Source organism: Mixta mediterraneensis (assembly GCF_030283135.1).
GTDB classification, from domain to species: Bacteria; Pseudomonadota; Gammaproteobacteria; order Enterobacterales; family Enterobacteriaceae; genus Pantoea; species Pantoea mediterraneensis.
In genome coordinates, this window is sequence record NZ_JASUAZ010000006.1 from 96,101 (window position 1) to 122,000 (window position 25,900).

23 protein-coding genes, 2 tRNA genes and 1 pseudogene are annotated in these 25,900 nt (G+C 50.6%); 14 read left to right on the forward strand and 12 right to left on the reverse strand.

The annotated features are described in order from the left end of the window. Window positions 1-3: 3 nt before the first annotated feature. The 6 genes from rlmKL to rmf all read left to right on the forward strand — a co-directional run bounded on the left by rlmKL (window position 4) and on the right by rmf (window position 7,974). Window positions 4-2,118: a bifunctional 23S rRNA (guanine(2069)-N(7))-methyltransferase RlmK/23S rRNA (guanine(2445)-N(2))-methyltransferase RlmL gene (rlmKL, locus tag QRY16_RS06300; protein ID WP_289776012.1), complete on the forward strand. Its 2,115-nt coding sequence runs from the start codon at window positions 4-6 to the stop codon at window positions 2,116-2,118. Between the two features lie 6 nt (window positions 2,119-2,124). Beyond that, the gene (locus QRY16_RS06305) at window positions 2,125-4,044 is read left to right on the forward strand and encodes an ABC transporter ATP-binding protein (protein ID WP_289776013.1); all 1,920 of its coding nucleotides are present in this window, start codon (window positions 2,125-2,127) and stop codon (window positions 4,042-4,044) included. Between the two features lie 16 nt (window positions 4,045-4,060). Next, window positions 4,061-5,329 carry a membrane integrity-associated transporter subunit PqiA gene (gene pqiA, locus QRY16_RS06310; RefSeq protein WP_289776014.1) on the forward strand — a complete coding sequence of 423 codons (1,269 nt, stop codon included), beginning with the start codon at window positions 4,061-4,063 and terminating at the stop codon, window positions 5,327-5,329. After that, on the forward strand, window positions 5,316-6,959 hold the full coding sequence (gene pqiB / locus QRY16_RS06315; RefSeq protein ID WP_289776015.1) for an intermembrane transport protein PqiB: 1,644 nt from the start codon (window positions 5,316-5,318) through the stop codon (window positions 6,957-6,959). The genes pqiA and pqiB overlap by 14 nt, the downstream gene beginning before the upstream one ends. Then, window positions 6,956-7,525: a membrane integrity-associated transporter subunit PqiC gene (pqiC, locus tag QRY16_RS06320; protein ID WP_289776016.1), complete on the forward strand. Its 570-nt coding sequence runs from the start codon at window positions 6,956-6,958 to the stop codon at window positions 7,523-7,525. The genes pqiB and pqiC overlap by 4 nt, the downstream gene beginning before the upstream one ends. A 278-nt stretch (window positions 7,526-7,803) precedes the next feature. Beyond that, the gene (gene rmf / locus QRY16_RS06325; RefSeq protein WP_289776017.1) at window positions 7,804-7,974 is read left to right on the forward strand and encodes a ribosome modulation factor; all 171 of its coding nucleotides are present in this window, start codon (window positions 7,804-7,806) and stop codon (window positions 7,972-7,974) included. A gap of 62 nt (window positions 7,975-8,036) precedes the next feature. On the opposite strand, the gene fabA is transcribed toward rmf, so the two are convergent. Both fabA and QRY16_RS06335 read right to left on the reverse strand, forming a co-directional pair. After that, window positions 8,037-8,555: a bifunctional 3-hydroxydecanoyl-ACP dehydratase/trans-2-decenoyl-ACP isomerase gene (gene fabA / locus QRY16_RS06330; RefSeq protein ID WP_193403275.1), complete on the reverse strand. Its 519-nt coding sequence runs from the start codon at window positions 8,553-8,555 to the stop codon at window positions 8,037-8,039. Between the two features lie 68 nt (window positions 8,556-8,623). After that, window positions 8,624-10,442: pseudogene (locus QRY16_RS06335) on the reverse strand (AAA family ATPase). 107 nt (window positions 10,443-10,549) lie between these two features. On the opposite strand from QRY16_RS06335, the gene matP reads away from it, so the two are divergent. Continuing rightward, window positions 10,550-11,017, forward strand: a complete 468-nt coding sequence (gene matP, locus QRY16_RS06340; protein ID WP_193403273.1) for a macrodomain Ter protein MatP — start codon at window positions 10,550-10,552, stop codon at window positions 11,015-11,017. A 102-nt stretch (window positions 11,018-11,119) separates the two neighbouring features. Here the strand turns inward: matP and ompA are convergent, their stop codons facing one another. After that, window positions 11,120-12,187, reverse strand: coding sequence for a porin OmpA (ompA, locus tag QRY16_RS06345; RefSeq protein WP_289776019.1), 1,068 nt, complete (start codon window positions 12,185-12,187; stop codon window positions 11,120-11,122). Between the two features lie 348 nt (window positions 12,188-12,535). Next, window positions 12,536-13,027, reverse strand: a complete 492-nt coding sequence (gene sulA / locus QRY16_RS06350) for an SOS-induced cell division inhibitor SulA (protein WP_289776020.1) — start codon at window positions 13,025-13,027, stop codon at window positions 12,536-12,538. Window positions 13,028-13,237: 210 nt separating this feature from the next. Between sulA and QRY16_RS06355 the strand changes: the two genes are divergently transcribed. Continuing rightward, complete coding sequence (locus QRY16_RS06355) at window positions 13,238-13,867, forward strand: TfoX/Sxy family DNA transformation protein (protein WP_289776021.1); 630 nt, start codon at window positions 13,238-13,240, stop codon at window positions 13,865-13,867. Here the strand turns inward: QRY16_RS06355 and yccS are convergent. Continuing rightward, on the reverse strand, window positions 13,864-16,005 hold the full coding sequence (gene yccS, locus QRY16_RS06360; protein ID WP_419776113.1) for a YccS family putative transporter: 2,142 nt from the start codon (window positions 16,003-16,005) through the stop codon (window positions 13,864-13,866). The two genes, QRY16_RS06355 and yccS, sit on opposite strands and share 4 nt — an antisense overlap. Before the next feature lies 1 nt (window position 16,006). Beyond that, on the reverse strand, window positions 16,007-16,450 hold the full coding sequence (locus QRY16_RS06365) for a YccF domain-containing protein (RefSeq protein ID WP_193403269.1): 444 nt from the start codon (window positions 16,448-16,450) through the stop codon (window positions 16,007-16,009). Window positions 16,451-16,573: 123 nt separating this feature from the next. Here QRY16_RS06365 and helD point away from each other — a divergent pair, with 123 nt between their 5' ends. Next, the gene (helD, locus tag QRY16_RS06370; protein WP_289776022.1) at window positions 16,574-18,628 is read left to right on the forward strand and encodes a DNA helicase IV; all 2,055 of its coding nucleotides are present in this window, start codon (window positions 16,574-16,576) and stop codon (window positions 18,626-18,628) included. A gap of 1 nt (window position 18,629) precedes the next feature. On the opposite strand, the gene QRY16_RS06375 is transcribed toward helD, so the two are convergent. Together QRY16_RS06375 and QRY16_RS06380 are read right to left on the reverse strand one after the other, a co-directional pair. Further along, complete coding sequence (locus tag QRY16_RS06375) at window positions 18,630-19,088, reverse strand: methylglyoxal synthase (RefSeq protein WP_193403267.1); 459 nt, start codon at window positions 19,086-19,088, stop codon at window positions 18,630-18,632. Between the two features lie 69 nt (window positions 19,089-19,157). Beyond that, window positions 19,158-19,796: a YccT family protein gene (locus QRY16_RS06380; protein WP_289776023.1), complete on the reverse strand. Its 639-nt coding sequence runs from the start codon at window positions 19,794-19,796 to the stop codon at window positions 19,158-19,160. Window positions 19,797-19,972: 176 nt separating this feature from the next. Between QRY16_RS06380 and QRY16_RS06385 the strand changes: the two genes are divergently transcribed. Continuing rightward, window positions 19,973-20,395, forward strand: a complete 423-nt coding sequence (locus tag QRY16_RS06385; RefSeq protein ID WP_193403265.1) for a CoA-binding protein — start codon at window positions 19,973-19,975, stop codon at window positions 20,393-20,395. 32 nt (window positions 20,396-20,427) lie between these two features. Here the strand turns inward: QRY16_RS06385 and hspQ are convergent, their stop codons facing one another. Next, a complete protein-coding gene (gene hspQ / locus QRY16_RS06390) occupies window positions 20,428-20,745 on the reverse strand; it encodes a heat shock protein HspQ (RefSeq protein ID WP_193403264.1) in 318 nt (105 codons plus the stop codon). Window positions 20,746-20,805: 60 nt separating this feature from the next. Next, the gene (gene rlmI, locus QRY16_RS06395; protein WP_289776024.1) at window positions 20,806-21,996 is read right to left on the reverse strand and encodes a 23S rRNA (cytosine(1962)-C(5))-methyltransferase RlmI; all 1,191 of its coding nucleotides are present in this window, start codon (window positions 21,994-21,996) and stop codon (window positions 20,806-20,808) included. 85 nt (window positions 21,997-22,081) lie between these two features. On the opposite strand from rlmI, the gene yccX reads away from it, so the two are divergent. Continuing rightward, a complete protein-coding gene (yccX, locus tag QRY16_RS06400; protein WP_289776025.1) occupies window positions 22,082-22,360 on the forward strand; it encodes an acylphosphatase in 279 nt (92 codons plus the stop codon). On the opposite strand, the gene QRY16_RS06405 is transcribed toward yccX, so the two are convergent. Together QRY16_RS06405 and yccA are read right to left on the reverse strand one after the other, a co-directional pair. Beyond that, window positions 22,361-22,687, reverse strand: a complete 327-nt coding sequence (locus QRY16_RS06405) for a TusE/DsrC/DsvC family sulfur relay protein (RefSeq protein WP_193403261.1) — start codon at window positions 22,685-22,687, stop codon at window positions 22,361-22,363. A 106-nt stretch (window positions 22,688-22,793) separates the two neighbouring features. Beyond that, on the reverse strand, window positions 22,794-23,450 hold the full coding sequence (gene yccA / locus QRY16_RS06410) for an FtsH protease modulator YccA (RefSeq protein ID WP_193403260.1): 657 nt from the start codon (window positions 23,448-23,450) through the stop codon (window positions 22,794-22,796). Between the two features lie 220 nt (window positions 23,451-23,670). Here yccA and QRY16_RS06415 point away from each other — a divergent pair. The 3 genes from QRY16_RS06415 to agp all read left to right on the forward strand — a co-directional run bounded on the left by QRY16_RS06415 (window position 23,671) and on the right by agp (window position 25,869). Then, window positions 23,671-23,758 (forward strand) — tRNA-Ser (locus tag QRY16_RS06415). 74 nt (window positions 23,759-23,832) lie between these two features. Then, a tRNA-Ser gene (locus tag QRY16_RS06420) sits at window positions 23,833-23,920 on the forward strand. Between the two features lie 263 nt (window positions 23,921-24,183). Beyond that, the gene (agp, locus tag QRY16_RS06425) at window positions 24,184-25,869 is read left to right on the forward strand and encodes a bifunctional glucose-1-phosphatase/inositol phosphatase (RefSeq protein WP_289776026.1); all 1,686 of its coding nucleotides are present in this window, start codon (window positions 24,184-24,186) and stop codon (window positions 25,867-25,869) included. Window positions 25,870-25,900: the final 31 nt, after the last annotated feature.

Sequence of the window (25,900 nt, forward strand, 5' to 3'; positions counted from 1 at the left end):
GATATGAATTCTCTGTTTGCCAGCACGGCGCGTGGGCTCGAAGAGCTGTTAAAAAGTGAGCTGGACGCGCTGGGCGCGCAAGATTTGCAAGTCGTACAGGGAGGCGTTCACTTCGTGGCTGATGACCGCATCATGTATCAAAGCCTGATGTGGAGCCGCCTGGCGTCGCGTATCCTGTTGCCGCTGGGCGAGTTTGGCGTCTACAGCGATCTTGACCTTTATCTTGGCGCGCAGGGCGTTGACTGGCCAGCAATGTTTGGCAGCGACAAAACTTTTGTGGTGCATTTTAGCGGTACTAACGATTCAATCCGTAACAGCCAGTTTGGCGCATTAAAAGTAAAAGATGCCATTGTAGACAGCTTTACCCGCAAAAACCTGGCGCGCCCGAATGTTGATCGTGAACAGGCCGATATTCGCATTAACGTCTGGTTAAATGATGATCGTGCCAGTATCTCGCTGGATCTGAGCGGCAGCGCGCTGCATCAGCGCGGGTATCGTCAGCAAACCGGTCAGGCGCCGCTCAAAGAGAATCTTGCTGCTGCAATTGTGCTGCGTTCTGGCTGGGAACCGAGCACGCCGTTAATTGATCCGATGTGCGGCTCCGGCACGCTACTGATTGAAGCCGCATTAATCGCCTGCGATCGCGCGCCAGGTCTGTTGCGTAAACACTGGGGCTTTACCGCCTGGGAACAGTTTAACGCCGTGTTATGGTCTGAAGTAAAAAGCGAAGCTCAAGCCCGCGCACGTGCTGGCACTGCGGCGGCGAAGGCGCGCTTCTTTGGCTATGACAACAACGGACGCGTACTGGAATGGGCGCAGGCCAATGCTCGCCGCGCAGGTGTCTTTGAGCTATTTACCTTTGCCCAACAGGATGTATTAACGCTGACTCATCCGCTGGCAGCAGAGATTCACGGTACGGTATTGAGCAATCCGCCGTATGGCGAACGTCTGGAAAGCGAACCCGCGCTGATCGCGCTGCACAGCCAGCTGGGTCGTATCATGAAACAGCATTTCGGCGGCTGGAACTTGTCGCTGTTTAGCGCCTCGCCGGATTTGCTGAGCTGCCTGCAACTGAGGGCCGATCGCCAGTTTAAAGCCAAAAACGGCCCACTGGATTGTGTGCAGAAAAACTATCAGCTGTCGGTAAACAGCAGCGAGGGCGCCAGTCAGATCGCTGAAGATTACGCCAACCGCCTGCGTAAAAACCTCAAGAAATTAGAGAAGTGGGCACGTCAGGAAAAAATTGACTGCTACCGTATTTATGACGCTGATCTGCCGGACTATAACGTGGCGGTCGATCGTTACGCCGATTGGGTGGTCATTCAGGAATATGCACCTCCGAAAACGATTGATCCTAATAAAGCACGTCAGCGCCTGTTTGACGTGATCAGCGCGACGTTAACGGTGCTGGAACTGCCAGCGAATCGCCTGATTCTAAAAACGCGTGAGCGCCAGAAAGGCAAAGCGCAGTACCAGAAGCTGAGCGAAAAGGGTGATTATTTTGAGGTGCAGGAGTTTAACGCCCGCTTCTGGGTGAACCTGACCGATTACCTTGATACGGGTTTGTTCCTCGATCACCGTATTGCCCGTAAAATGCTCGGCCAGATGAGTCAGGGTAAGGATTTTCTTAACCTGTTTGCCTACACCGGCACGGCCAGCGTTCATGCCGGTCTGGGTGGAGCACGGTCCACCACTACGGTGGATATGTCGCGCACTTATCTGGAGTGGGCGGAGCGTAATCTGCGTCTGAATGGCCTGACGGGACGACAGCATCGCCTGATGCAGGCGGATTGCCTGAGCTGGCTGCATGAAAGTGATGAGAGCTTTGACCTGATCTTTATCGATCCGCCAACCTTCTCCAACTCCAAACGAATGGAAGAAAGCTTCGATGTGCAGCGTGATCACATGATGCTGATGCGTAATCTGAAACGTTTGCTGCGTCGCGGCGGCACAATTATGTTTTCCAATAATAAACGTGGTTTCAAAATGGATCTGGAAGGGCTGAAAGCGTTAGGCCTGCAAGCGCAGGATATTACTCAGAAAACCCAATCGCAGGATTTCGCACGTAACCGCCAAATTCACAACTGCTGGTTAATCACTCACGCCGGTAAGGAATAAGTTTACATGTCATTAATCAGTATTCACGGTGCCTGGCTCTCCTTCAGCGATGCTCCGCTGTTAGATAACACCGAACTGCACATCGAAGAAAATGAGCGCGTTTGTCTGGTTGGCCGTAACGGAGCCGGTAAATCCACCCTGATGAAAATCATCAATGGCGAACAGCCGCTGGATGATGGCCGCATCATTTATGAAACCGATCTGGTGGTTTCACGCCTGCAACAGGATCCACCACGCAATATTGCCGGTTCAGTGTACGATTTCGTCGCCGAAGGGGTGGAGGAGCAGGCTGAACACCTGAAGGCCTATCACGCCATTTCTCATGTGGTGATGGAAGACCCTAGCGAAAAAAACCTGAATGAGATGGCGCGTCTGCAATCCATTCTCGACCATCAAAATTTGTGGCAGCTGGAAAGTCGTATTACCGACGTGTTGCAGCAGATTGGCCTGGAACCCGACACCGAGCTATCGTCGCTGTCGGGCGGCTGGCTGCGTAAAGCTGCACTGGGACGCGCGCTGGTCAGTAACCCTCGTGTTTTATTGCTGGATGAACCAACGAACCACCTTGATATTGAAACCATCGACTGGCTGGAAACTTTCCTGAAAACCTTTACCGGCAGTATCGTGTTTATTTCTCACGATCGCTCTTTTATCCGCAATATGGCGACGCGTATTGTCGATCTTGATCGCGGCAAGCTGGTTTCCTGGCCGGGTAATTACGACCAGTATCTGGAAGGTAAAGAAGAAGCGCTGCGGGTCGAAGAGATGCAGAACGCTGAATTTGATCGCAAGCTGGCGCAGGAAGAAGTGTGGATCCGCCAGGGCATCAAAGCGCGTCGCACGCGTAATGAAGGTCGCGTACGTGCGTTAAAAGCATTACGCCGGGAGCGCTCAGAACGCCGCGAAGTGATGGGCAAAGCCAACATGCAGGTTGGTGAAGCCTCGCGTTCTGGCAAAATCGTTTTCGAAATGGAAAACGTTGATTACGCGGTGAACGGTAAAGTGCTGGTGAAGAATTTCACTTCACAGGTGCAGCGCGGCGATAAGATCGCCCTAATAGGCCCAAATGGCTGCGGTAAAACCACGCTGCTGCGCCTGATGTTGCAGCAGCTGAAAGCTGACAGCGGACGCGTGCATTCCGGCACCAAACTGGAAGTCGCTTACTTCGATCAGCACCGGGCAGAACTTGATCCCGATCGTACCGTGATGGATAACCTGGCTGAAGGTAAGCAGGAGGTGCTGGTGAACGGCAAGCCGCGCCATGTGCTGGGTTATTTGCAGGATTTCCTGTTCCATCCGAAACGCGCCATGACGCCAGTGCGTGCGCTATCGGGCGGGGAGCGAAATCGCTTGCTGCTGGCGCGTTTGTTCCTGCGGCCAAGCAATCTGATGATTCTGGATGAACCGACCAACGACCTGGACGTAGAAACGCTGGAACTGCTGGAAGAGCTGATCGATGGTTATCAGGGGACGGTTTTGCTGGTAAGCCACGATCGTCAGTTTGTCGATAATACGGTTACGGAATGCTGGATCTTTGAGGGTAATGGCGAAATCGGTACTTTTGTTGGCGGTTATCACGATGCGCAGCAGCAGCGCGCGGCTTACAAACAGCAGAAAGTGAGCACGGCAGCTAAACCTTCCGATACTGCGGCCAAACCGCTGGCAGAAAAAAATGTTTCTGCCAAACGCAACGTGAGCAAACTAAGTTATAACCTGACACGGGAACTGGAACAGCTGCCGCAAAAGCTCGAACAGCTGGAAGGGCGTATCGGTGAATTGCAGGCAAAAATGAGCCATCCAGATTTCTTCAGTCAGCCGCATGATAAAACCCAGCCGGTTTTAGATGAGCTGGCACAAACGGAACAGGAACTGGAAACCGCGTTTACTCGCTGGGAAGAGCTTGAGTCACTGAAAAACGGTGGGTAATCAAAAGGGATAAAGGATGTGTTCAGCAGAGAAAACGGGCGCGTGGATGTTGTGCCCGCAATGCGATTTGATGGTCAGGTTGCCGGATATTCCCGTTGGCAGCCGGGCATCCTGTCCGCGTTGCCACACTACCTTAACGGCTAACTGGTACGAACCGCGTAAGCGTCCCACCGGATATGCGCTGGCAGCCCTGTTCATGTTGCTGCTGGCTAATCTTTTTCCTTTTATCACCATGAAAGTGGCCGGGATCAGCAGCCAGATCACCCTGATGCAAATTCCACAGGTCATGGTTTCTGAGGATTACAGCAGTCTTGCCACTCTGTTTTTACTGTTTGTGCAGGGCATTCCTGCCTTTTGTATGTTAACCATCATCCTGTTGGTAAACCCCGCCAAAATGCCAACCGGGCTGCTACGGATTTTGGCGCGGGTTCTGTTCCAGCTGCGTAGCTGGGGCATGGCTGAAATTTTTATGGCTGGCGTATTGGTCAGTTTCGTCAAGCTAATGGCATATGGTGACATTGGATTACAAACAAGTTTCTGGCCGTGGTGCCTGTTTTGTCTGCTGCAATTGCGGGCATTTCAATGTGTTGACCGCCGCTGGGTGTGGCAGCAAATCGCGCCCATGCCCGCGTTGCGACATCCGCCTGAAGTTGGCGTCAGTGGTTTGCATCAGGGGTGTCGTTCTTGCCCTTGCTGCACTGCAATCTTACCTGTTGAACAACATCAATGCTCACGCTGTGGCGTCAGTGCAAATGCGCGCCGCAGGCACAGCCTGCAATGGACGCTGGCACTGCTGCTTACATCAGTGATGTTGTATGTTCCTGCTAATCTGATGCCGATTATGGTCACCGAAACGCTCGGCAATGCTTACCCTTCCAATATTATGGCGGGGGTAATTTTGTTATGGAGCGATGGATCTTATCCGGTTGCGCTGGTGATTTTCATCGCCAGCATTATGGTGCCCACGCTAAAGATGCTGGCCATTGGCTGGTTATGCTGGGATGCCAGCGGACGTGGACGCCGCGATAGCCATAAAATGCATCTGATTTATGAAGTCGTCGAATTTGTGGGCCGTTGGTCAATGATCGACGTGTTTGTGATTGCCGTGCTTTCATCGCTGGTGCGCATGGGACAATTAATGAAAGTGTATCCGGCATGGGGAGCGGTATTGTTTGCAATGGTGGTCATTTTGACCATGATTGCCGCAATGGCCTTTGACCCTCGTCTGATCTGGGATCGTGTAAGTGAAAATAAATTGAAGGAGCCGCGTCTTGACGGAAACTAATCACGGCCATGCAAAAGTGGAACAGATTAAGCGCTGGTCGCCAGTCTGGATTATCCCCATCGTTACGCTATTAATTGGCGGATGGATTTTGTTTTATCACTTCAGTCATCAGGGCCCGGAAGTCACGCTGATTACCGAGAATGCAGAAGGCATTGAAGCGGGCAAAACCACCATTAAAAGCCGTAGCGTTGATGTCGGCGTGGTGGAAAGCGCGGTTCTGACTGATGACTTGCATCATGTTGAGATCAAGGCGCGGTTAAATGCCGGTATGGAAAAGCTGTTGCACGGCGACAGTGTTTTCTGGGTGGTAAAGCCGCAGATCGGTCGTGAAGGCATTACTGGCTTAGGAACTTTACTTTCCGGGGCGTATATCGAACTGCAGCCCGGCAGCAAAAATGAGCAACCAGAGCAATATCAGCTGCTGGATGCGCCACCACTTGCGCCGCCTGATGCCAAAGGCATTCGTATTATTCTCGACAGCAAAAAAGCCGGGCAGCTTAATCCAGGCGATCCGGTGCTGTTCCGCGGTTATCGCGTAGGGACAGTAGAAACCAGCACTTTCGATACGGATAAGCGCATGATGACGTATCAGCTGTTTATCGGTGCCCCTTACGATCGTCTTGTGACGACCAATGTGCGCTTCTGGAAAGACAGCGGAATTGCGGTCGATATGTCAGCTTCGGGGATGCGTGTAGAAATGGGGTCATTGACCACGCTATTCAGTGGTGGCGTCAGTTTTGACGTACCAGATGGCAGGGATTTAGGTAAAGCCGCAGCGAACAAAGCGGATTATCACCTGTTTGACGATCAACGCAGCATCCAGGATTCGCTATATAACGATCATATCGATTACCTGATGTTCTTCAGCGATTCAATTCGTGGCCTGCAGGCGGGGGCGCCGGTTGAGTTTCGTGGTATTCGCCTCGGTACGGTTTCTGAAGTGCCGTTTATGAAGGTGGGAGTCGATCAGGCGCTAAACAACGATTACCGCGTTCCCGTGTTAATTCGTATCGAACCGGATCGCTTTATCAATCGTCTGGGCGAAAACTTCAATCTTGAACAGCATCTTCAGGATGGTAAGAAACGTGGCCTGCGCGCAACGCTGAAAACCGGCAATCTGTTATCCGGTTCACTGTACGTTGATCTCGATTTCTACGATAACGCACCAGCTTATAAAGGACCGGATAAGGTTCTGGGCTATGAAATTATTCCAACTGTGAGCGGTGGTTTAAATCAGATCCAACAGAAACTGATGGCGGCACTGGACAAAATCAATGGGTTACCGCTGGACAACATGATTTCGCAGGCGACCGGGACGCTCAAAGAGAGCCAGAGCACCCTACGAGATCTGCAGCATACCATTGATAATATCAACAACCTCACCGGCAGCCCGGCCATGAAAACCTTGCCTGCGGATATGCAGCAAACTTTGCGTGAGCTGAATCGCAGCATGAAAGGGCTACAGCCGGGATCGCCCGCGTACAGCAAGCTGGTGGGTGATATGCAACGCCTGGATCAGGTTTTGCGCGAACTTCAGCCGGTACTGAAAACGCTGAATACGAAGAGTAACGCGTTGGTGTTTGAAGCCAAACCGGGACAAGATCCCCAGCCAAAGAGGGCGAAACAGTGAAAAAAGGGTTAATGCTTTTTGCCGCGCTCGCGCTGAGTGCGTGCAGTAACACCATCGATACGACCTATTATCAGCTGCCTTCCGGGGCAGCTTCAATGCAGGTAAGCAGCAGCGGTCAGGCGACAGCACAACCGACCTTATGGGTGCAGCAGGTAACGGTGCCGGATTACCTGGCCGGGAATGGTCTGGTGTATCAAACCAGTGATGTGAAATACGTTATCGCCGCGAACAATCTTTGGGCCAGCCCGCTTGATCAGCAGTTGCAGCAAACGTTGATTACTAATCTCAGCAAGGCGTTACCGGGAAGGCTGGTTTCAGGCTCCCCGCTCGGCGCGCAACATGACACGCTGAACGTGACAGTGACCGGTTTTCAGGGCCGCTATGATGGTCATGCTGTGATTAGCGGTGAGTGGACGCTGGAACATCAAGGAAAATTAACGAAACGCGCGTTTAATCTTATCCTGCCACAAACGGAAGACGGCTATGACGCACTGGTGAGAACGCTAGCTGTAGGCTGGCAACAAACTGCACAGCAAATCGCGAATAGTGTTGTGACATTAAATTAGGATTAATACGACTGATAAGCTAAGCCCTTGATTAATCATGTTGTTAGCGTGGTGATGGTTAAGGGCTTTTCATAGACGAATCAGCAGGATAGAGAAATTAACTGCATCACAAAATCGAAAATTTTTGTCTGATTAAGGTCACATTTATGACATTGGCGTGAATATTGCGCATTGATCTTTCTCTTCAGAGAGGTTAGAACATTAAAGTGGTTGAACATTAATTCGCCACCTTTTTCTTTCCACCAGATTCCACAGACCTGATATGAGGGACACGGAGTATGAAGAGACAGAAACGAGACCGCCTTGAGCGCGCCCATTCACGAGGTTACCAGGCAGGCATTACAGGACGCTCAAAAGAGATTTGTCCGTACCAAATGATCGACGCTAGGTCTCACTGGTTGGGAGGTTGGCGACAAGCCATGGAGGACAGGTCGGCAGCAGTTGCTTAGCCGGAATGTCATAGAAAAAGGAAAGAACCTCCGCTGAGCGCGGAGGTTTTCGTTTCTGCGTCTTAGAAAGCAGCGGTATCTTTGAAAAGACCGACTTTCAGATCGCTGGCAGAGTAGATCAGATTACCATCGACAAATACTTCGCCATCCGCTACGCCCATAACCAGTTTACGGTTAATCACACGCTTGAAGTGGATACGGTAAGTCACTTTTTTCGCTTCCGGCAGTACCTGGCCGGTGAATTTTACTTCACCCACGCCAAGCGCCCGGCCTTTACCTTCGCCGCCTAACCAACCCAGATAGAAACCAACAAGCTGCCACATAGCATCAAGGCCCAGACAGCCTGGCATGACGGGATCGCCAATAAAGTGGCAGCCAAAGAACCATAAGTCGGGATTAATATCCAGCTCGGCTTCAACAAAACCTTTATTAAATTTCCCGCCGTCTTCGGTCATTTTGACCACGCGGTCCATCATCAGCATGTTACCTGATGGGAGCGGTGGGCCATTTTCGCCAAACAATTCACCGCGACCAGATAAAATCAGGTCTTCTTTGGTATAGGATTCGCGTTTATCTACCATGTTTTCAATAAGCCTTGTTTTAGTGAATCACGAATGTTAGCGAACAGTTGTACGCTGAGCAAATCGGATTAGCGGTGGTTAAACCAGTTGAGCCAACGTAGCGGCCACGGACGCTGCACGGTGTCCTGCTGTTGGTTCAGTTGGCTGATACGTTCCTGGATAGTGTGCAGCAGGCAATCACCTTCGCTATCTGCGCTGTTCCAGTCTTTACCGGTCAATAAAGGCAACGCCTCGTCGGCACGATCAATTGCCCAGATATGAAAACGGCCTTGTTCAACCGCACTGACCACTTCCTGATTCAGGCAAAGGTGGCGCACATTACAGGCAGGGATAATCACGCCTTGCTGGCCGGTCAGTTCACGCTGATGGCAAATATCAAAAAAGCCTTCAATTTTTTCATTCAAGCCGCCAACCGGCTGGACATTACCGAACTGATCGACTGATCCAGTCACTGCAATTTGTTGATTAACCGGCTGATTAGCCAGTGCGCTGATTAATGCGCAAAGCTCGGCTAAAGAAGCGCTGTCACCATCAACTTCTGAATAAGATTGCTCAAACACCAGCGATGCGGAGAAAGGCAACTGTTGCTCAAGCTCCAGTTCAGCAATCAAATACGCCTGCATAATCATCATGCCTTTGGCATGAATATTACCGCCAAGCTCAGCTTTACGCTCGACATCGGTAAACTCGCCGTCGCCAGGATGCACTACGCAGGTAATACGAGAAGGATCGCCCCATGCACGTGGATGACCAGGGTATTCCACTACCGACAGGCCATTAATCTGACCTACAACTTCACCTTCGGTTTCAATTAAAATCTGCTTAAGCAGAATTTCATCACGCATCCGCTCGTTAAGGTAATTTTCACGCCATAAACGTGCATCAAGCGCCTCACGTAACGTCTCAGCATTGACACTTTCGCCCATCAGAGAGGATTCACGAATCTGTCGCAGCAACCAGCGCGGGCAAAGCGGTAATGTTTCCTGATCACCGCTATAGCGCACACCTTCTTTGATTAATTCCGGCCAAAAGTCAGCTTCTGGCAGGGGAAGGTTGGCTTGCACGGCCAAATCGCCAGCCCAGCGACACCACGCCAGCATGTCGTTTTCATCCAGCACCTGTATGTTTTCTTCAAATTCAGTGTAGATGGCCATTTCATGCGCTTCGGGATCCAGCTCCTGAAATTCTGCCAGAGCTTCACGATCGCCGCACAGGACCAGCTTTAACTGTAATGGAAGCGGCGGAATGGAAACGGGAAGCGGGCGACGTTCGTCCGGAGAAATCCAGTCGACAAAGCCTTGTTCAATACATTTTTTCAAGTGTAACCACAGTAGCGGCTGAGCCAGTAAAGAACGTAGCGACAGAATAAGGGTGCCGCCATTGGCACGATGAATCAGACCGGGTTCGAGCTGAATGCGTTCTTTATGGGTGCGGACGCAGCCAAACAACGGCTCCATTTCAATCCATTCAGCAAAATGTATTCCGCCCTGGCTGGTGAACGGGCGCTCTGCATTAGACGGCGGTTGCAAAGTGACGTTATCCGCCATGATATGGTAATCGCCGCCAGATAAAGTGGGCGAGGCGCCAACGAAGCGTTGAGCGGATTGCGCGATAAGCGAAAGGTAGTCGCGATTTTCCTGGCTGCGAATTAACAACAGCGGAAAACCTTGTGATTGATGATGTAAATGCGCCAGTGCATTAAGCAGTCGCGGCTGAACGGATGCCAGCGAATCGGTTTTTTCGTCAGCAATTCGGGAGAAAACGGATTGGTATTGCGAACTATCCGGCTGTAAGTATTGCCACGTAAGTTGAGTGCTGGTCAAAATAATCGCATTTCATCTGATTTAAGAAAAGCGCGATTATACAGGAAACACCCTTGTTTATCACGGCGGAGTTCCAATCGGAGATGTGACACCGGCAACATGTTTTTCGTTGCTACATCGGGGAAAAAAGCTGTTATTCTTAGATCGTTACGTGATCACGATGAGATTCCGATGAAATACCAGCAACTCGAAAATCTTGAATGTGGATGGAAGTGGAAATACCTGGTGAAAAAACATCGGGAAGGTGAACTGATCACGCGTCACCTTGAGCTAAGCGCTGCCCAGGCTGCGGTGGATTTGCTATTGTCGATGGAAAATAATCCCACAGAGGTGAGTGACTGGATTGCCAACCATATTCACCCCGATCTGGACAATCGCCTTAAACAAACCATTCGTGCGAGGCGCAAGCGCCACTTCAATGCCGAGCATCAGCATACCCGCAAAAAATCTATCGATTTAGAATATCTGGTCTGGCAGCGACTGGCTGGTCTGGCACAACGAAGGAACAGTACGTTGTCAGAGACAATTGTGCAGTTAATCGAAGATGCGGAACGTAAAGAGAAGTATGCCACGCAGATGTCGAGTCTTAAGCAGGATCTGCAAGCGATTTTAGGCAAATCAGGAACGGAGAGTGACTGATTTTTTGCTACGTGCAGCATAATGCTGAGAAGTTTTGACAACGGTTACTGAAAAACAGGCATAAAAAACCCCGCCAGAGCGGGGTTTTTCTTACGTAATAACTTAAGCCTGAGGCTGAGTAACTACGTCTTTGATGCCTTTAACGTCGATTTCAACACGACGATCTGGGCCCAGGCAGTCGATCAGGGCATTGCGGCCTTTCACGCTATCACAAGTGTTGCCGGTAACTGGGTTAGATTCGCCCATGCCACGTGCAGAGATCTTGTTAGATGGGATACCTTTTGATACCAGGTAATCTACCACTGATTGAGCACGTTTCTCAGACAATTTCTGGTTGTACTGGTCTGAACCGATGCGGTCAGTGAAGCCCAGAACAACAACAGAGCCATCTTTAGGATCCATTGAGCTCAGCTGGCTGTACAGCTGATCCAGAGCCTGTTGGCCTTCTGGTTTCAGGGTAGATTTGTTGAAGGTGAACAGAACGTCAGACTTCAGAGTGAAACGCTTAGTTTCAACAACCGGTGCTGGCGCTGGCGCTGGCGCTGGTGCCGGAGCGGCTTCATCCTGACCGAAGCGGTAAGAAACACCTACGCTCAGCATGCTGTTATCAGGACGTGTACCAACGGTAGCGGCGTCACCGATGTTGTTAACCCACTGGTAGTCCAGTCGGGTCGCCCAGTTTTTGGTCAGAGCGTATTCAACACCCACTGCTGCCAACGGAGAAACACCGGTGTCGTGGTCGCTGATACGGCCATAGGTTGGATTAGACTGTGTGGAATCCGCACGCCATACCATGCCACCCAGACGGGTATAAATGTCCAGGTCGTCAGTAATTGGGTAGCTCAGTTTAGCAGCCAGCTGGATGCCTTGTGCTTTGAATGCGCCGTTAGTTACAGTGCCTTTGTTTGGCATGCGACCCAGCCAGTCATAGCCCAGTTCAAAGCCCAGGTATGGGTTTGCCTGGTAACCAAGGAATGCGCCAGCACCCAATTGGCTTTCATGAGTTGGACCGTTGTTGTTCTCGTAACCGTTACCGTAGTAACCAGTATCGTGATACTGAGACCAGCCCAGTTTAGCACCGGTGTACCAGGTGTTATCTTTCGGAGCGGCCTGCGCTACGGTAGCGAAGCCAGCCAGTGCCACTGCAATTGCGATAGCTGTCTTTTTCATTTTGCGCCTCGTTATCATCCAAATAGGCAATGAGCAAAAAGGTTGCTCTTGGTTTAATCCTTCGCCGGGTCAAAACGCTCGCTTATGACTCTACCGAAAAAACGGAGGTTATTGAGCACCCTGGCGAGATAAAGTCTACAACGAGATTGGAAACTTACAAGTATGATGTGATGCGCTACTGTAAAAAAACAGCGGTTTATACACAAATTCTAACAATTGACATGGCCTTCTCGCCATAGCAGAAAAGGTAAAAAAGCTGCTAAGCCCTTGTCAATACAGGAAGGAAGATAATCAGTGAGTTAGCGCTGAACAAGAAGAAAATTATCCTGAGATAAATCCCGTTTTTACTTAATGAAACAAATCCGACTGAATTTTTGGCGGATTTTGTGGTCGGAGTGGCGCTTCTGCTGAATTACCGGAGCGCAAAATCAGGCCCAGCGCTTCACCTTCTGCTGCTGCCCGTTCAAGCTCACGTCGCTCTTCCTCATCCAGTTCATAGGGAATCCACGCCAGTACGACACTATAATTCCCCGTCCGTAAAGCTTTTATCATGGTTTCTACGGTATTAAAGCGATCAGAATCAGCAATATGCATACTCTTTTCCAGGGGCAGTCCTGACTGTTGTAACCAGGCGCGATTTAGCTTATGCGCAGGTGTTAACCACAACTGCCAGCGAGATTGCTGACTCAGTTGCTGTAGCAACGGCAACAACAACATCTGCATCATACCTGGCTGTTCACTATAGCGTAATTCAGTAATCCAGCCGCTGTTATAAGTTGGCATGGATGAGGACGTATAACGGTGAGCCAGGCGCGCATTGTTCGTATATTGTGTTCGCATAAGTTAATCACTCAACAGGGTGCTGTATGGATATACAGTAATGTTATCTTGGATGAAGATCAACCCAAATTTCTGAAAATACCTCGCAAAATCGACAGAAGTTCCGGTCAGAATGCATTTATTCATTGAACCTGTTACGTCTTTTTCTTATCTTCTAAATGGCTGAATAAAAAGGTGTTTAAGTTATTTCCTGTACAGGGAGGTGGTACAATGAAGAAAGCACATCAGGTAGTTGAACGCTCCAGAGAATGTTTAGCGTCGTTAGGAAAAATCGAGTCACGAACGCAATTCGGGGGTTACGCTTTAGCTGTAGAGCAGGTCGTTTTCGCTTTGATAAACGAAGACGAACTCTATCTGCGCGCCAGTGAGGCACTGCGTGAGTACGTCGTTAAATGTCCGCTGGAGACGCTCGTTTTCCGTAAACGCGGTATACCGGTAAATCTTAACTATTTCAAAGTTGATGAGGCGCTTTGGTGCAACGCTGAACGTCTGATCGCGCTCTCGGCATCTTCGCTGCAGACTGCCCAGTCTGAATTACAATCCAGGCATACCTCGGTGCGATTAAAAGATCTGCCCAATCTCAGCCTTCGGATGGAGCTGATGTTACGAGAGGTAGGGATCTGCACTGTTAAGCATTTATGTGAGACGGGTGCCAAACAATGCTGGCTTAAACTTAAAGCTATCAACCAGCACGTTGGGCTTAATACTTTACTGGCGTTACAGGGCGCCATATCGGGTCACCATCACGCCGCCTTACCCCAGGCAGTAAAGGCGGAGCTGAGTGAGTGGTATCAGAACACCGTTAAGCACACGCTGAACACAGAGAGTTCCGGACATTAATTCATCGCCAGCGTGCGACGCAGGCGCGCAATATCGGGTAATAGCGCAACCAGCAATCCCAACTGTTGCAATACCAGCGGCGCACGCGTATTAGGATCGGCAGACAATTCATTGATTCGTTGCGCGAGCGAAAAACGCATTTCTTCTGCCTGAATGTCGCTTACGGTGTCTATCTGTAAAACATCCTCAACATAGCAAACCGTGTCATCCAGCAAAGTGAGAAGCCCTGATTCGGTGATCTTGTCACGATGTGCACCGAGCGCTGAAATATAGCTCAGAAAAGAGTGGTTCAGGCAAAGCAACTGGAAGGCGGATTCACGCAGCTTATGGTTAGGTCGCGTCTCGCTGCTTATATTTGAAACCACCGATGCCAATTCTGCATCGGCATTATGCGCATCGCGACGGGCAATGCGGTAAGCCAGTCGATTGTCTTTTCCCTGGTGATACTGTTCCATAATGGCATCAAGGTAGCGGCAATTAGCATTCAGGGTACGCTCAGCGACCCGCGGTAGCTGACGGAAACGCCAGTCGGGCCAGATAAATGCCACGGCAAACCATGCTAAAGCGCATCCCAGCAATGTATCCACCACGCGAGGCAAGGCAACGTCGAACCCTTCGCCCAGCAGGTTGAAGCATAATAACACCAGTAAGGTGATGAATAGCGTGGCCTGCGCATATTGTACCTGGCGAAAAGCGAAAAAAAGTACGCCGCTCAGCACGATCAGGATTAACTGTCCTTCTACCGACGGCACCAGCCATAAAACCGGCAAGCCAATAGCAATACCCGCCAGCGTTCCGCCAATACGTAACGCCAGACGCCGCTGAGTCGCGTTGTAATTGGGTTGGCAGACAAACAGACTGGTGAGCAAAATCCAGTAACCGCGTTCCACGCCGGTAACCTGGATAAAGGCGTAACCGATACAAAGTACTACTGACATTCGCACCGCATGGCGAAACAGAGCAGAAGTGGGTGATAGGTGACGACTGATCCGCAGACGAATATCGCTCCATCCATTCAGCCCTTCCCGCGAAAGCAAATTATCGCTGTGCTGTGGATCGTCGGCAGCCAGTGCCTGCTCGGATTCAATTGACGCTAATTGTGCATCAATCGCCTGTAAGTTGCGTAACAACCAATATAAGGCGCGAATATGCGCCGCTTCCGGTTCGCGCTGAGCCAGCCTTTCTATCGCTTTATGCAGGCGATCAAACGCACGCTCAAACCGGCTGTCATGTTCCCAGCGTTCCCGCATTAGAATGCACTGAGCCAGCTGGCGGCAAGCTTGCGCCTGCATATTTAACAGACGCTGAAAGCGAAACAGAATTTCATTGTAACGCCAGTCACCGCGCAATAAGTGATATTGCAAGTGTGATGAGCTGACGCGCTCATGAATATCTTGCGCCACGAAATAATAGTGCAAACTCCGTCGCGTACCGCGAGAACCCCGATCGCCGCGTAAACGGCTTTGCAAGGTCGTTTTGGTCAGATTAAGCTGCGCCACCAGTTGGCTGTTCACCATAGCGGTATTAATTAATGAGGCGTCACTCTCTTCATTGCCATCCGGGTCAAACAAATTGGCTTTGGCTTCCAGGTAACGCGCAAGCTGAGAATAGCTGCCCGCCAGTTGTTCTTGTACCGGCCGCACTGGAAACATCAAATGACCCAGCAAAGTCAAGAAGTTGTACCAGAGTGCGCCCATCAACAGCAGCATTGGTTGCATATACCATTGTGAAAACAGGCCGATGCCCAGCATGGTATAAACAGCAATTAACAGTGCGCCGAAAGCAATAGTGGCGTAACGTTGACCCAATGCACCCAGCAGGATAAATCCCCAGCTGGAAAGCGCCAGACCGACAATGAAAGCCACAGGATGAGGGAAGAGCAACTCCACGGAAACAGAGGCAATACAAAAGCATAACAGTGTGATGAGCAAATTTTTCAGACGTCCGGTCAGACGATCGTCTAAATCAGCCAAAGCTGCTGCGACCACGCCCAGGGTGAGCGGAATCGTCCATTCGATTTGACTCAGCCACCACGGCACTGCAGCACAGCCTGCCAGGGCAAAGAAGATGCGCAACAGATAGCGCCAGGTGCTGTTAAATAAATATTGCCGCCATCCCGGCAATGATTTTGACATCATATTAATAGCGACGACGGGCATTGGTTTCGCGAGCAATGCGCGCTTCTTCAACCGAAACCACACGGCGTCCAACCGGCCATAATGCGATAGCGGCAATCTTAAAGTTAGCAATACCAACCGGGATGCCGATAACCGTCAGACATTGAACGATGCCTGCTGAGATATGCGCCAGACACAACCACCAGCCAAAAAAGATCAGCCATAAAATATTCAGTAAAGTTCCACCCGCGTTCATCACGTGGCTTCTTTCATCGGGACGCAACACATCGATATGCACCGCTTCATTACCAAAAGGCAGCAGTGACAATTTGGTAATTTCCCAACAGGAGCGTGTCAGCGGCAGCGTAAAGATCAGTACGATGGTGATCAGCGTGGCAAAAAGCCAACTCAGGGTGGTGAAAAAACCACCTAAAACGAAATTGAGAATGTTTAAAACGGTACGCATAACAATCTTTTCCTTTTGCATTCCGCAAGCTGTGCCGCCAAGTTTAGCCTGTTTTAAGGCTGGAGCGCCAAGGGTCTGACAGGTAAACTCCGCATAATCCTATTCTTAGTCGTTGGTGTGGACGTGGAACTGAAAGCAACATCCATGGGCAAGCGACTTGCTCAACATCCTTATAATCGGGTTCGTTTGCTGGCGGCGGGTGTAGAAGTTAGCGGGGACAGGCATGAATATCTGATCCCGTTTAACCAGCTGCTCGCTATTACCTGCAAACGCGGGCTGGTTTGGGGCGAACTGGAATTTTTATTAGCTGAAAACAAAGTTGTGCGGCTGCACGGCACTGAATGGCAGGAAACACAGCGTTTTCACCATTATCTTCTGCAATCATGGCAAAGCTGGAGCCATGAAATGAGCGAAGTTTGCCGCGAGGTGCTTTGCTCGTTACGTGAAGAAATTAGCCGCTTCGGCGATCAGGACCGCTGGATAAAGCGCAGCGAACTGCAAATGCTAAAGAGCAAAATCACCACACAGTTTGATGCATTGCCGTTGCCGCTGTCACGCCTTAACGAATTTGATACGACCCGCGCAGACTGGTCCTTCTGCCAGCGTTGGCTGGAGCAGGGCGAAGCAGCGCTGCAACAGCGTAATCGCGACTGGACGGCAAAAACGCTGGAACGCTATCAGGATTTCTTCTCAACCATCGAAACGACTCCCCTTAATCCTTCTCAATGCGAAGCCGTTGTGAATGGCGAAGAGGCGTTATTAGTTCTGGCTGGGGCAGGTAGCGGTAAAACCTCCGTACTGGTTGCTCGTGCCGGGTGGCTATTGCAACGTAAATTATCTGCGCCGGAGCAAATTTTGCTCTTAGCCTTTGGGCGTCAGGCCGCTGAAGAGATGAACGATCGTATCCAGTCCCGACTGGGTGACGGCGATATTCAGGCGCGAACCTTTCACTCGTTAGCGTTACACATTATCCGCCAGGGCAGCAATAAACAGCCTGTTATCAGCAAGCTGGAGAGTGATGCCAGCGCACGCCGCGAGTGGCTGATTAGCCATTGGCGTCAGCAGTGTGATGAGAAAAAAGCGCAGGCCAACGGCTGGCGACAATGGTTGCGTGATGAACTGAAATGGGAAGTTCCCGACGGCGCTTTTTGGCAGGATGATGCACTGGCAAAAAGGCTGGCATCGCGCTTAGAGCGCTGGCTGGGATTAATGCGCATGCATGGCGGTGCGCAGGCTGCGATGATCGCAGACGTCCATGAAGAAGTCCGTGACCTGTTTAGTAAACGCGTTAAATTAATGGCCCCGCTGTTAAAAGCCTGGAAAACCGCGTTAAAAGAAGAGGGAGCCGTCGATTTTTCCGGTTTGATTCATCAGGCAATTTCAATTCTGGAAAAGGGACGGTTTATCAGTCCCTGGAAGCATATTTTGGTGGATGAATTTCAGGATATTTCACCGCAGCGTGCGGCTTTATTAACGGCGCTACGTCAGCAGAATAAACGTACCACGCTGTTTGCGGTGGGCGATGACTGGCAAGCTATCTATCGTTTTAGTGGTGCCGAGATGAGTCTGACAACGGCATTTCATCACTATTTCGGTGAAGGCGATCGTTGCGTGCTGGATACCACTTATCGCTTCAACGATCGTATTGGTGACATCGCTAACCGTTTCGTTCAGCAAAACCCGCATCAGTTGCGTAAGCCGCTCAACAGTCTGACCAAAGGGAATAAAAAATCCATCTCATTATTGCCGCAAGAACAGCTTGAGCCGTTACTGAATAAATTAAGCGGCTACGCCAGGCCGGATGAGCGTGTACTGCTGTTGGCGCGGTATCACTATTTACTTCCGGAAGTGCTGGAGAAGGCCAAAACGAAGTGGCCAAAGCTGAAACTCGATTTCATGACGATTCACGCCAGCAAAGGTCAGCAAGCCGATTACGTCATTTTATTAGGATTACAACAGGGGAAAGAGGGTTTCCCGGCTGAGGCGCGTGAATCCATTATCGAGCAGGGTTTATTGCCGCAACCGGAAGCCTTCCCCGATGCAGAAGAGCGGCGTTTGGCTTATGTGGCGCTGACGCGTGCGCGTCAGCAGGTGTTTCTGATGTACGACAAACAGCAGCCTTCGGTTTTCGTCGATCACTTCCGTGAACTTGGCGTGCCGGTGTTACGCAAAGCCTGAGTTATTTCAGGCGATCGGCCAGGTAACGTTGATAATCTGGAATTTGAATCTCTATGGCCTGGGCAAACAGCGGTGACTGAATAATAAAGTCCGCTGTTGCCCGATTAGTTGCGACAGGAATATTCCAGACCGTGGCGAGGCGCAATAATGCCTTTACATCGGGATCATGCGGGACGGCATTTAGCGGATCCCAAAAGAAAATCAACGCATCAATTTTTCCTTCGGCGATCATCGCGCCCACTTGCTGATCGCCGCCCATCGGGCCGCTCAGCATGGCATGAACGCTAAGTCCGGTATGCAGATTAATGAGGTTTCCCGTCGTCCCGGTAGCATAAAGTTCATGAGTTTCTAATACGGGCTGGTTTTGCTTTACCCATTCAAGCAGCGAGGCTTTGCAATGGTCATGGGCAACCAATGCGATATGTTTTTTTACGCCAAGGGTACGAACAGTTTGCTCCATAAAGCCTTCCTGGTAATGTCACGTGCGCAAGATGTGTTGCCCGAGTTTACTCCTTGGCATTCTTGTCTATCAACTTGTACGTAACATTTTGACCAGATTGAGGAATTGTTGGCGCGTGTATTCATCAAAACGCTGGAACCAACGTTTAAATGAAGGCAGCTCAGGCTGATCGACCCAGGCGAGATCGGCGGTGGGTTGACCGGGCCGTGTTGTAGCAGCGGTTTCGGCAAATTGCGGAACGGAAGCGATTTGGTCGTCGCGATTGTATTTCAGCATTGCTTTTTCCAGATCCACGCCAGCATTAGCGGGCAGACGATCGCGCAAGCTAATAATTTCTTTGCCGTGTTCATCAATGAGTTGAAAGTTAAGTGTGCGATCAAAATGGTAGCGCGCGCGTTTGTTGTCCAGCGCAGGCAAACGGATAGTGATAGTTTTAACTGCAGCGCTGAACGTAACAATCATTGGCGTCGATTGATAGCGTAACGATGTATTCTGGTGATTATCACCCGGCTGCTCGACGCGAAACAGAAACTGATGCTGGCCTCGGTCAAGCTCTAAGCTGTCGGCCCCTTTAAGTAGCGAACCCGAAATTTTGCGGCCATCAAGGACCAAAAGCGCGATCTGCGGATCAAGCTTTAAGGTAATGGCAGAACAGGACGCTGTAACGAGGAAAGTGATCAACCCCGTAACAGTCAACGTCAGTTTCATTTCAACTCCAGGCAATAAGGCGCAAGGGAACAAGTGTAGCAAATTCTTACATTATGGCATTAAATTTACATTTAAACATATTTATTCGTGCGTCAGCTCTGAGAATTTGCGCCGTCCTTTACCCTGACCTTACCCGGTCCAGCTACAATTTAGCTTGTCGCTAAAAGGAGGAAGTAATGAATGATCAAACGATTCGTGATGTGCTGACACGCACGCAACGCATTGCGCTGGTGGGTGCTAGCGATCGACCGGAACGTCCGGGTCACGTTGTAATGAAATATCTGCTTGCGCAAGGTTACGAAGTGGTTCCGGTTAACCCTAAACTGGCGGGAAAAACCTTATTAGGCCAAACCGCATATGCCAGCCTGGCTGATATTCCGGGCAAGGTGGATATGGTAGATGTGTTTCGCAATTCTGAAGCCGCGTGGGGCGTAACGCAGGAAGCTATTGCCATTGGTGCGAAAACGCTGTGGCTACAGTTAGGGGTGATTAATGAGCAGGCTGCAGTATTGGCGCAGGATGCAGGCATGACCGTGATAATGGATCGCTGCCCTAAAATCGAAATTCCACGACTGGGAATTTCACCAAAGCATGCATAAAAAGTGGCGGCATTGTAGTCTGCCGCCACTGATTAATGCCGTAAGTGCGGCGCCTGTAATTGTTGACGCACCGATGCGGCGAGTTCATCTAAGGAAGGTTGTTCCGGGTGTTCAACGCTGGTCTCACCGGAAAGCTGAATTTCTGCGACATACGTATGTACCCGATCGCCATCTTCATCTTCCATCACCACGTGATACCACGGCGCGCTGCGCATTTTTTCTGCTGCGCCCACCTCATCTAACTTTGGTTCATCTAACGAATATTCTGGATCGACATCAACAATGACGCCTAATACACCAGAAAGACGATGACGAACCTGCTGACCAATCCCAAATTTACTGGCAATCATTATGACCTCCAAAAAAAACTGCCCTGTGATCAATATGGCGTCACGAGCTGTTTTTTCAAGTCACATTACGCGGCAAGCGAAACCTTTCAGGTAAAGTCCTTCGGGATAACTGGCGATAACGGGGTGGTCGGCCGCCTGGCGGAACTGTTCAATAAACTGTACTTCACGGCCTGCATCAATGGCAGCATCAGCAATGATTTTTTGGAACAGATCGGTTGCCATTAAACCTGAACAGGAAAACGTGAGCAGAACCCCACCAGGGTTCAGTAACTGAATCGCCAGCATATTAATGTCTTTATAACCGCGACAGGCGCCCATCAGCTGGCTTTTATTCTCGACGAATTTGGGGGGATCCATCACGATCAAATCAAATTTTTCACCACTGTCACGGTAACGACGAAGCAGTTTGAATACATCATCACGCTGAAATTGCGCGCGCGACACGTCAAGCCCGTTCAGCTCAACGTTTTGGCGAGCGACATCCAGCGCATCCTGTGATGTATCTACGCTGATGACCTGGCTGCAGCCTCCCATCAAAGCGGAAACGGCGAACCCTCCCGTATAGGAGAAACAGTTGAGCACACGGGCATTTTGTGAATAGCGGCGCGTTGCCAGGCGACTGTCACGCTGATCAAGGTAATAACCGGTTTTATGGCCGCCCTGAATATCAACCAGCAATTTCATGCCATGTTCATTAATGGGCAGAAGAGGCGGGGGCAATTCACCGGTGACAGGGCCTTGTGACAGTTCCAGCCCCTCTTTTTTGCGAACTGCAACATCGGAACGATCGTAAATGGCACACTCAGGAAAACATTGCTGTAAGGCAGTAATAATGGCAGGGCGCTGATATTCAGCACCGGCGGATAGCAACTGCAGTACCAGGAAATGGCCAAAACGATCGATAGTCACGCCAGGTAAACCGTCTGATTCCCCGGCTATCAAGCGGTAGCTGTCCAGCCCGTCTCGCTCAGCGAGCCATTTACGCCATTGCTGCGCTTGCTCAAAGCGACGAACAAAAAAAGCAATGTCGATGGACTCATCCTGCTGCCAGCTCCAGACGCGGGCGCGAATCTGCGACTGCGGTGACCAGGCGGCGCGAGCCAACCAGTTACCGTTGCTGTCACAAACATCAATGGTTTCACCCTGTTGCGCTTTACCTTCCATACGTGCGACTGCACCGGAAAAAACCCAGGGATGACGACGGAGCAGGGATTTTTCACGTCCCTTCGCGAGAATCAATCGAACTGTCATAGTTTGCTATGCTTACCTGAAAAAATGAGGCGCCATTGTCCGGTGGATAACGGAAAAATGCAACGAACAGCAGCAGGAGTAAATAATGTCAGCAGCCTGTTTTAAAGCATGGGTACATGGTCAGGTTCAGGGCGTCGGGTTTCGCTACAGCACACAAATGCAGGCCAGACAACTCGGCGTACTGGGTTATGCGAAAAACCTTGAAGATGGTAGTGTGGAGGTGTTGGCTTACGGTGAACCTCAACAGGTAGAAGCCCTGATCGACTGGTTAAAAGCGGGTGGGCCGCGCAGCGCGCATGTTGATAACGTGCTGGTTGAAGCTCACCAACCGGCGCAGGTGCCACATAGCTTCACCACCGGCTGATCACAGACATTTGGCTGGTTTAGGCAAACCGGCAATTTTAGTTGCTTGTTTGGCTGGACCTTCCGGGAACAGGCGAAACAGATAGCGACTGTTGCCTTTTTCCTCGCCATATTTTTGCGCCATGGCTTTCACCAGCATACGCACCGCAGGCGACGTGTTGAACTCTCTATAAAAGTTGCGAACAAAGTGCACCACTTCCCAATGGGCATCGGTCATTTCGATGCCTTCCAGCCCGGCAATCTTTGCCGCCAGTGCTTCGTTCCAGTCGTTTTGATTTTTTAAATAGCCTTCGGCGTCAACTGCAATCTGGATACCGTTAAAATCCACGTTATTTCCTCACAAAAGATCACGGCGCATTTTACCAAATTACATCGGCATAAAAAATAAAACCCCGCCGAGCGGGGTTTCGTTACAGTCTGCCACAAATGGGGGTTTAGTTGCTGCGGGCGAAACCCAGCAGGCTTAGCAGGCTGACAAAGATATTATATAGCGACACGTACAGGCTCACGGTTGCACGAATGTAATTGGTTTCACCGCCATGGATAATATTACTGGTTTCCCACAAAATTGCGCCGGTGGAGAACAGAATAAACAGGGCGCTAATCGCCAGCTGCAGTGCAGGCAGTTGCAGAAAGATATTGGCGACGACAGCCACTAACAGCACCACGAAGCCGGCCATCATCATACCGCCAAGGAAGGACATATCCCGGCGGGTAGTTAATACATAAGCCGAACAGCAGAAGAACACCAGTGCGGTTCCGCCCAGCGCCAGCGCAATCACATCGCCCATGCCAGCGGTCAGAAACGTACTAAGAATCGGGCCAAGGCAATAACCCAGAAAGCCGGTAAATGCGAAAGCAGCCAGGATGCCCGTTGGGCTATTCGCCAGGCGATAGGTCAGAAACATCAATCCGTAGAAGCCGACCAGCATTAAGATCAAACCCGGAGCCGGTAAACCCAGCATCGTGCTGGCCGTTGCGGTCACTGCGGAGAAAGCCAGTGTCAGGCCCAGAAGGAAATACGTGTTACGTAGAACTCTGTGTGTATTCAGCAGCGATTGCTGCGATGAAGAAGATATTATTCTGTCCATGTTGCGCTCCTGTCAGCAGAACACCAAATATGCGCTGAGAATACGCAGTGCCATAAAGTGGGAAAAGGCGTTTTACCCTTCTTTACGCGTAAAGATGCTAATTATTTGAGCAGAATGATGAAATTGGCGACGAAAAAATACTATTTGGCTGTTTTTCAGCCGAACGAATTGAGCCGGGCTTTACATCTTACAGGGGGATGTTTATAGTGCGCCTCATTGCGGAGGGGTGGCCGAGCGGCTTAAGGCAGCGGTCTTGAAAACCGCCGATGGGAAACCATCCGAGAGTTCGAATCTCTCCTCCTCCGCCACTTCATCAGCGTAATGCGGTGAAATGGCAAAAATATGACCTATAACGTTTTTGCCGCAGTAACAGTTTCAAAACGGAGGGGTGGCCGAGCGGCTTAAGGCAGCGGTCTTGAAAACCGCCGATGGGAAACCATCCGAGAGTTCGAATCTCTCCTCCTCCGCCACATTTTACAGGCCAGCATTCGTGCTGGCCTGTTTCGTTTCTGCTTTTCCCTTCAGGGATTCTGAAAAGTATCCTGTGGCTTTTCAATCTGCTGTCTTGTCTGCAATTCCCATTAGCAACTCTGCTATAGTCCATTAACTGTTTTTACAATCACTTGGCGCTTTTCCGAGGCGAGCTGAGTTACACTGTGCAGCACTTCGCTTCAGGCGAGCTAATCGGTTGATAGCCTGAGTGTTTCTTTACTGAATAAATGGAATAGGCACAATGATCAAGAAACTGAGTCTTTGCGCATTGTCGGTGCTCGCAGCATTACCGATTGGGGCAGTGGCACAAGCCGCTGACGGAGGTATGCAACTTCAGCAGGTGCTGATGGTGAGCCGACACAATTTACGCGCGCCGCTGGCAGATAATGGCAGCGTACTGGAGCAGGCGACCCGGAAAAAATGGCCGCAATGGGATGTGCCAGGCGGACAGCTCACTACCAAAGGTGGCGTGCTGGAAATCTACATGGGCAATTACACTCGCCAATGGCTGGCGCAACAAGGTTTGGTGAAAAACGATAGCTGTCCAGAGAGCGATAATATTTTTGTTTACGCTAACAGCCTGCAGCGCACCGTAGCCACCGCCCAGTTCTTTGTTAATGGCGCTTTCCCTGGTTGTGATATTGCGGTTACGCATCAGGACGCAATGGGCACCATGGATCCAGTCTTTAATCCTGTCGTCACTGACGGTAGCGATGCATTTAATAAAAAAGCGCTGGCCGCAATGGCCGCTGCCAATGAAAAACTGGCGTTAAAGCCCGCTTTGCAGCGTCTGGAAAAGATCATTGATTACAAATCTGCGCCCGCCTGCAATAGCAAGAAACAGTGTGATTTAAGCAACGCAGAGAATACGTTTACCGCTGACAACGGTAAGGAACCCAATGTTAGCGGCCCACTGAAAGTGGGTAACTCATTGATGGATGCTTTCACACTGCAATATTACGAAGGTTTCCCGCTGGATCAGGTTGCGTGGGGCCAAATCAAAACGCCTGAACAGTGGAAAGAACTGTCAGCGATTAAAAATGGTTACCAGGATACGTTATTTACCAGCCCAGACGTTGCGCGTGAAGTCGCTGCACCGCTGGTGGATTACATCCGCAGTCAGTTAGTCGATCAGGATAAAGCCAACGCGCCGAAAGTGACCTTAATGGTGGGGCATGACTCGAATATTGCTTCGCTGCTAAGTGCGTTGCAGGTTAAGCCGTACGCGCTGCCAGACACCTACGAAAAGACGCCTATTGGCGGTCAGGTGGTATTTGAGCGCTGGCACGATGGCAAAAATAATAAAGACCTGCTGAAGGTTGAGTACGTTTATCAAACCGCCGATCAGTTGCGTGACGGGGATGTCCTGAGCCTGAAAAACCCACCTAAGCGCGTAACGCTACAGCTGGCGGGCTGCCAGTCTGACGCGAATGGCTACTGTGCGTGGGATCAATTTGCTCAGGTTCTGAATAGTGCGCTGCAAGGTACACCTATGCAGCCGCCAGTACCGCAACCGGCCGCACAGCCTGCTGCCGATGCACAGTCAGCAGATAATCAGGCGCAAGCCGGGAACGATCAGGCGGCAGCTGACAACGTAGCCACACAGAAGGCGGCTGAGGCTAAAGCGACAGAAGAGAAGGCCAAAGCAGATAAAGCTGCTGCTGACAAGGCCGCAACAGCCAAAGCTGCTGCGCAAAAAGCGTCTGATGCAAAAGCAGAAGACGAAAAGGCTAAAGCAGATAAAGCTGCTGCTGACAAAGTTGCAGCCGATAAAGCTGCCGCCAAAAAAGCAGCTGAGGCTAAGGCCGCAGAAGAGAAGGATAAAGCTGACAAAGCTAAAGCGGACGCAGATAAAACCGCAGCAGGGAAAGCGTCAGCTGCAGAAAGTAACAGCAATAAGGCTGCGCAGCCAGCCACCGCGAATTAATTCCGCGCTAATAAAAAACCCCGTCACGACG